Below are 3,654 nucleotides of genomic sequence, written 5' to 3'. Positions count from 1 at the left end.
CCGGCGCACCGGCCCGACGCACTACGGCGCGGCCGAAATCCAGACCCATCGGAGCCTACGCGCCCTACCACCAGCACTACCTGGGCGTGCAGCGCTCGATGCAGATCACCACGGGCACCCTGCGTGGACGCCTGCGCGACATGCTCGCGCTGCAATCGCCCGCCAAGGCGCGGCTGGCCGAAGTGGACGCGGTGATGGAGGCCACCCTGAGCCCGCGCGAGCACAGCCTGCTGTCGCGCGTGCCCGCCCTGCTGGGTATGCATTTCTCCCGCCTGCACGATGCCTGGCGGCACGACCTGGCGGCCCCTGCTTGCCCCGATATATCCGAAGATGCCGCAGCGGTGCCGTGCGGCCCCTGGCTGGCCGTGTTCGAACAGGACCTGCGCACTGCGCTGCTGGCCGAACTGGATGTCCGTTTCCACCCCATTGAAGGCCTGCTTGCAGCGCTTCGTAGCCGGTAAACCGAACCTCATGTCCAAGACCTTGCTCCGTGTCGCCGTGTTTGTTGTCGGTCTGCTCGCCATCTGCTGGATCGGCGCGGGCTATGTCACCAGCAATCTGCTGGGACTGGGGATCACCGCGGTGATCGCCGCCTGCTATCTCGCCGGCGCACTGGAGCTGCGCCGCTACCGGCAGGCCACACTTACCCTGGAGCAGGCCCTTGCCGATGTCGCGCCGGCACAGTCCGACCTCGGCGCCTGGCTGGCACGCCTGCATCCGGGCCTGCGCAACGCGGTACGGCTGCGCGTGGAAGGCGAACGCGTGCCGCTGCCGGCACCGGCGCTGACCCCGTATCTGGTCGGTCTGCTGGTGTTGCTGGGCATGCTGGGCACGCTGCTGGGCATGATGGCGACCCTGCGCGGTACCGGCCTGGCGCTGGAAAGCGCGACCGATCTGGAAGCCATCCGTGGCTCGCTCGGGGCGCCGGTCAAGGGTCTGGCGTTCGCCTTCGGCACCTCCATTGCCGGTGTCGCCGGTTCGGCCATGCTCGGCCTGCTGTCAGCACTGTGCCGGCGCGAACGCGTGGACGCGGTGCAGCGCCTGGACCTGCAACTGGCCACCACCCTGCGCCCGTACTCGCACGCCCACCAGCGCGAAGAAGCCTTCCGCCTGCTGCAGCAGCAGACCGGCTTGATGCCGGCCCTGGTCGATCGCCTGCAGTCGATGATGGCCACGCTGGAACAGCACAACCTCAGCGCCGCCGAACGCCTGGCCAGCAGCCAGCAGGAGTTCCACCGTCGCACCGAAGCCAGCCATCTGCAACTGGCCAGCTCGCTGCAGCAGTCCCTCACCGCCGGCATGGCCGAGAGCGCCAGGACCGTGGGCAACGCGCTGCAGCCGGTGGTGGAAACCACGCTGGCCGGGCTCGCCCGCGAAACCGCGGCGATGCAGGCCAGCGTCAGCCACGCCGTGCAGCAGCAGCTCGATGGTCTGGCCGGCAATCTGCAGGCCACCACCCGCGCGGCCGCCGAGACCTGGAATGCGGCCACACAGCAGCAACGGCAGACCAATGATGCGTTGCTGCAGCACCTGCGCGACAGCCTGCAGCAGTTCACCCAGACCTTCGGGCAACGCTCCGACGATCTGCTGGCCAGCGTGTCGTCGCACCTGCAGCAGAGCAGCCAGGCCACCACGCGGGCCTGGAACGAAGCGCTGTCGCATCAGCAGGACATCAACGAGCAGCTGGCCACGCGCAACGAGCAGGCCCTGACCCAGGTGGCACACAGTTTCGAACAGCGCGCCAGCGCGCTGCTGGAAGTGATGCGGCACTCGCATGCCGAACTGCAGGCCACGCTGGAAGCGCGCGATCAGCAGCGCCTGACACAGTGGGCCGACAGCTTCGCTGCGATGACCGCCACGCTCGACCAGCAGTGGCAGCACAGTGGCGAGCAGATCGCCAACCGCCAGCAGGCCATCTGCGACACCCTGGCACGGACCGCCGGCGACGTTTCCGCCCAGCTGCAGGGCAACGCGGCCGACACCCTGGCCGAACTCTCGCGCCACGCGCAGCAGCTCACCACCGCGGCGGAACGTTTCGATACGCGCACCGGCACCGTGCTGGACGCGATGCAGCAATCGCATGGCCAGCTGCAGGCCACGCTGGAAGCGCGCGATACGCAGCGTCTGGCGCAATGGTCCGAGGCCCTGTCGGCCATCACCACGACGCTGAGCCGGAGCTGGCAGCAAAGCAGTGACCATGTCGCCAGCCGCCAGCAGGAGATCTGCGACACGCTGGCGCGGACCGCCAACGCGATGTCCGAGCAGTCACAGGCACATGCCCGCGACACCATCGCCGAGATTTCGCGCCTGGTGCAGAGCGCCTCCGAAGCCCCGCGCGCGGCCGCCGAAGTGGTGGCCGAGCTGCGCCAGAAACTGTCCGACAGCATGGTGCGCGATACCGCCATGCTGGAAGAACGCAGCCGCCTGCTGGCCACGCTGGAAACGCTGCTCGATGCGGTCAACCATGCCTCCACCGAACAGCGCTCCGCGGTGGAGGCGCTGGTCAGCACCTCGGCCGATCTGCTCGAACGCGTCGGCAGCCGTTTCTCCTCCCAGATCGAAAGCCAGACCGGCAAGCTCGACCATGCCGCCGCACATGTCACCAGCAGCGCGATGGAAGTGGCCAGCCTGGGCGAAGCCTTCGGCACCGCGGTACAGCTGTTCGGCAGCTCCACCGAAGCGTTGAACGCGCGCCTGCAGGGGATCGAATCGGTGCTGGAGAAATCGCTCACCCGCAGTGACGAGCAGCTCGCCTACTACGTCGCCCAGGCGCGCGAGGTGATCGACCTGAGCATGCTCTCGCAGAAGCAGATCATCGGTGAGCTGCAGCAGCTGACCGGACAGCGCGCCGCGGTCGGGGCATAAACCGGATGAGCGACGAGATCGAGCTCGATTCCGAATCCACCGCCACCACCTGGGCCGCCTTCGGTGACCTGATGTCGGTGCTGCTCGGTGCGTTCGTGCTGATCCTGGCCGGTGTGATCGGCATCCAGTTGCAGCTGTCCCGCCAGCTGGATGAGGAGGTCAAGCAGCGCCAGGTCGAAGCGGCCAAACTCAAGACGCTGGAGCAGGCTCTGGCCGCCCCCCTGGCGGCCGGCCGGGTGACCGTGATCAACGGCCGCATCGGCATCAGCGGCAGCGTGCTGTTCGCGTTGAACTCCGACCAGTTGCAGCCTGACGGCCGCGCGCTGCTGCAGAGCCTGGCTGCGCCGCTGCGCGACTATCTGGGCACGCGCGAGGAGGTGCTGATGGTCAGCGGTTTCACCGACGATCAGCCGGTGCGGGTGAGCAACGGCCGTTTTGCCGACAACTGGGAACTGTCCGCCGCACGCGCCCTGACCGTGACGCGCACCCTGATCGCCGACGGGGTGCCGTCGGCGTCGGTTTTCGCCGCCGCATTCGGCGCCGAACAACCGGTCAGCTCCAACGCCGATGAAGCCGGGCGGGCCAGGAACCGGCGCGTGGAGATCGCGCCGATTCCGCGCCCCAAGGTGGACAGCACCGGCAATGGCCGATAAACCGACCTCACCGTGGCTGCAACTGCAGGCGTGGCGCGAACAGGGCGCCGACCGCATCGATCCGCTGCGCTTCAGCCTCATCGACGGCCTGGCACGGCGCGCGGCAGCGCACGACGGCCAGGTCACCCAGCTGCTG

General features: G+C 68.4%; 4 protein-coding genes. All 4 read left to right on the top strand.

The window, feature by feature from the left end; all coding sequences use genetic code 11:
* Positions 1-461, top strand: a 461-nt coding sequence (locus JCM9942_RS12235; protein ID WP_157722911.1) for a DUF3348 family protein, incomplete at its 5' end; no start/stop codon positions are given.
* A 10-nt stretch (positions 462-471) separates the two neighbouring features.
* Positions 472-2,865, top strand: coding sequence for a DUF802 domain-containing protein (locus JCM9942_RS12230; RefSeq protein WP_054659978.1), 2,394 nt, complete (start codon positions 472-474; stop codon positions 2,863-2,865).
* Between the two features lie 5 nt (positions 2,866-2,870).
* Positions 2,871-3,518: an OmpA family protein gene (locus JCM9942_RS12225; RefSeq protein WP_054659976.1), complete on the top strand. Its 648-nt coding sequence runs from the start codon at positions 2,871-2,873 to the stop codon at positions 3,516-3,518.
* A partial coding sequence (locus JCM9942_RS18645) for a DUF2894 domain-containing protein (protein ID WP_343123492.1) occupies positions 3,433-3,654 on the top strand: 222 nt, incomplete at its 3' end. The genes JCM9942_RS12225 and JCM9942_RS18645, both read left to right, overlap by 86 nt.

It is taken from the genome of Stenotrophomonas pictorum JCM 9942, from assembly GCF_001310775.1.
In the GTDB taxonomy this organism is placed as follows: Bacteria; Pseudomonadota; Gammaproteobacteria; order Xanthomonadales; family Xanthomonadaceae; genus Stenotrophomonas; species Stenotrophomonas pictorum.
This window is presented reverse-complemented; position numbering and strand designations above follow the sequence as displayed.

Bases quoted from the DNA above. Each gene is read 5' to 3' on its own strand.
- JCM9942_RS12225 (WP_054659976.1), top strand. From the start codon at position 2,871: ATGAGCGACGAGATCGAGCTCGATTCCGAATCCACCGCCACCACCTGG.
- JCM9942_RS12230 (WP_054659978.1), top strand. From the start codon at position 472: ATGTCCAAGACCTTGCTCCGTGTCGCCGTGTTTGTTGTCGGTCTGCTC.